At 48.9% G+C, this 3,382-nt stretch carries 2 rRNA genes; both read left to right on the plus strand.

Features of this window, described 5'->3' with window-relative positions:
• The first annotated feature begins 238 nt into the window (after nucleotides 1–238).
• Nucleotides 239–3,128: ribosomal RNA gene (locus FTT63_RS14755) — 23S ribosomal RNA — on the plus strand.
• 191 nt (nucleotides 3,129–3,319) lie between these two features.
• Nucleotides 3,320–3,382: ribosomal RNA gene (gene rrf, locus FTT63_RS14760) — 5S ribosomal RNA — on the plus strand; the annotation flags it as partial.

The following is a 3,382-nucleotide window of genomic DNA, read 5'->3' on the forward strand; positions in this document are numbered from 1 at the left end:
ATAAATTGTTCACTCAATCAATATACGTTAACGCGTTGTTATGACGGGTTGATGAACGTAGATTGAATTGAGAACTAGCAAATTAACTGAATCAAGCGTTTTGGTATATGAATTTAGATTGAAGCTGTACGGTGCTTAAGTGCACGTGACTTCGAACTGTAGATTAAATAGATAATTGATTATTTATTTAATTGTCTTAATCCTACTTGTAGGGATTAACGACTGTTTGGGGTTGTATAGTCAAGTAATTAAGTGCATGTGGTGGATGCCTTGGCAGTCAGAGGCGAAGAAAGACGTGATAGCCTGCGAAAAGCTCCGGGGAGGCGGCAAATATCCTTTGATCCGGAGATGTCTGAATGGGGAAACCCACTTACCATAAGGTAGGTATCAATACATGAATACATAGTGTATTGAGGCGAACGAGGGGAAGTGAAACATCTCAGTACCCTTAGGAAAAGAAATCAATTGAGATTCCCTCAGTAGCGGCGAGCGAAAGGGGAACAGCCCATTAAGTTATGTGTGTTTTAGTGGAATGCTCTGGGAAGTGCAACCATAGTGGGTGATAGTCCTGTACACGAAAGGGCACACATAATGATGACGAGTAGGGCGAGGCACGTGAAACCTTGTCTGAATATGGGGGGACCATCCTCCAAGGCTAAATACTCCTGACTGACCGATAGTGAACCAGTACCGTGAGGGAAAGGCGAAAAGAACCCCTGTGAGGGGAGTGAAATAGATCCTGAAACCGCATGCATACAAGCAGTGGGAGCCGACTTGTTCGGTGACTGCGTACCTTTTGTATAATGGGTCAGCGACTTACATTCAGTAGCAAGGTTAACCGCATAGGGGAGCCGTAGGGAAACCGAGTCTTAATAGGGCGTATAGTTGCTGGGTGTAGACCCGAAACCAGGCGATCTATCCATGAGCAGGTTGAAGGTTGGGTAACACTAACTGGAGGACCGAACCCACTGTCGTTGAAAAGCCAGGGGATGACTTGTGGATAGGGGTGAAAGGCTAATCAAGCCTGGTGATAGCTGGTTCTCCCCGAAAGCTATTTAGGTAGCGCCTCGGACGAATACCATTGGGGGTAGAGCACTGTTTCGGCTAGGGGGTCATCCCGACTTACCAAACCGATGCAAACTCCGAATACCGATGAGTACTATCCGGGAGACAGACTGCGGGTGCTAACGTCCGTAGTCAAGAGGAAAACAATCCAGACCGCCAGCTAAGGCCCCAAAATCATAGTTAAGTGGGAAACGATGTGGGAAGGCATAGACAGCTAGGAGGTTGGCTTAGAAGCAGCCACCCTTTAAAGAAAGCGTAATAGCTCACTAGTCGAGTCGGCCTGCGCGGAAGATGTAACGGGGCTAAAACTATGTGCCGAAGCTGCGGATGTATACATTGTATACGTGGTAGGGGAGCGTTCTGTAAGCCGATGAAGGTGGATTGAGAAGTCTGCTGGAGGTATCAGAAGTGCGAATGCTGACGTGAGTAACGACAAAACGGGTGAAAAACCCGTTCGCTGAAAGACCAAGGGTTCCAGTCCAACGTTAATCGGGGCTGGGTGAGTCGACCCCTAAGGCGAGGCCGAGAGGCGTAGTCGATGGGAAATTGGTTAATATTCCAATACTTCAGTGTAATGCGATGAGAGGACGGAGAAGGTTAAGTCAGCCTGGCGTTGGTTGTCCAGGTGGAAGGCTGTAGGCATGCATCTTAGGCAAATCCGGGGTGCTCTATGCTGAGAGCTGATAGCAAGCTAGTTTACTAGCGAAGTGGCTGATACCATGCTTCCAGGAAAAGTCTCTAAGCTTCAGTTACACTGGAATCGTACCCGAAACCGACACAGGTGGTCAGGTCGAGTAGACCAAAGCGCTTGAGAGAACTCTGCTGAAGGAACTAGGCAAAATGGTACCGTAACTTCGGGAGAAGGTACGCTGTTGACGGTGATGGGACTTGCTCCCTGAGCGGTTGACAGCCGCAGAAACCAGGCCGCTGCAACTGTTTATTAAAAACATAGCACTCTGCAAACACGAAAGTGGACGTATAGGGTGTGATGCCTGCCCGGTGCTGGAAGGTTAATTGATGGGGTTAGCGTAAGCGAAGCTCTTGATCGAAGCCCCAGTAAACGGCGGCCGTAACTATAACGGTCCTAAGGTAGCGAAATTCCTTGTCGGGTAAGTTCCGACCTGCACGAATGGCATAATGATGGCGGCGCTGTCTCCAGCAGAGGCTCAGTGAAATCGAAATCGCTGTGAAGATGCAGTGTACCCGCGGCTAGACGGAAAGACCCCGTGAACCTTTACTGCAGCTTGACATTGAACTTTGACCTTACTTGTGTAGGATAGGTGGGAGGCTTTGAAGTTGGAACGCCAGTTCCAATGGAGCCGTCCTTGAAATACCACCCTGGTAATGTTGAGGTTCTAACTCTGTCCCGTGATCCGGGACGAGGACCATGTCTGGTGGGTAGTTTGACTGGGGCGGTCTCCTCCTAAAGAGTAACGGAGGAGTACGAAGGTGCGCTCAGCGTGGTCGGAAATCACGCGTAGAGTATAAAGGCAAAAGCGCGCTTAACTGCGAGACCCACAAGTCGAGCAGGTACGAAAGTAGGTCTTAGTGATCCGGTGGTTCTGTATGGAAGGGCCATCGCTCAACGGATAAAAGGTACTCTGGGGATAACAGGCTGATACCGCCCAAGAGTTCATATCGACGGCGGTGTTTGGCACCTCGATGTCGGCTCATCTCATCCTGGGGCTGAAGCAGGTCCCAAGGGTATGGCTGTTCGCCATTTAAAGAGGTACGCGAGCTGGGTTTAGAACGTCGTGAGACAGTTCGGTCCCTATCTACCGTGGGCGCTGGAAATTTGAGAGGATCTGCTCCTAGTACGAGAGGACCAGAGTGGACGAACCTCTGGTGTACCGGTTGTGACGCCAGTCGCATCGCCGGGTAGCTATGTTCGGAAGGGATAACCGCTGAAAGCATCTAAGCGGGAAGCCTACCTCAAGATAAGATTTCCCTAGGAATTTATTCCTCTAAAGAGCCGTTCGAGACTAGGACGTTGATAGGTTGGGTGTGGAAGCATAGCGATATGTGAAGCTGACCAATACTAATTGCTCGTGAGGCTTGACTATACAACACCCAAACAGTTGTTGTATCAAGCTGAATTCTAAACTAATCCTTGATTTAGTTAATGCGACACAATAAAATTCAGACCCAATAGCCAATCCGTTAATAACTCATTTGGAACAAAGTAAGGCATTACATGCAAAAGCATCAAGCTTAAGCAAAGTAACTAAGACCCGAACAAGTCCATAACAGTTGTGCTGGCGACAATAGCAAGAGTGAACCACCTGATCCCTTCCCGAACTCAGAAGTGAAACCTCTT

The organism is Acinetobacter sp. C15 (genome assembly GCF_013420645.1).
GTDB classification, from domain to species: domain Bacteria; phylum Pseudomonadota; class Gammaproteobacteria; order Pseudomonadales; family Moraxellaceae; genus Acinetobacter; species Acinetobacter indicus.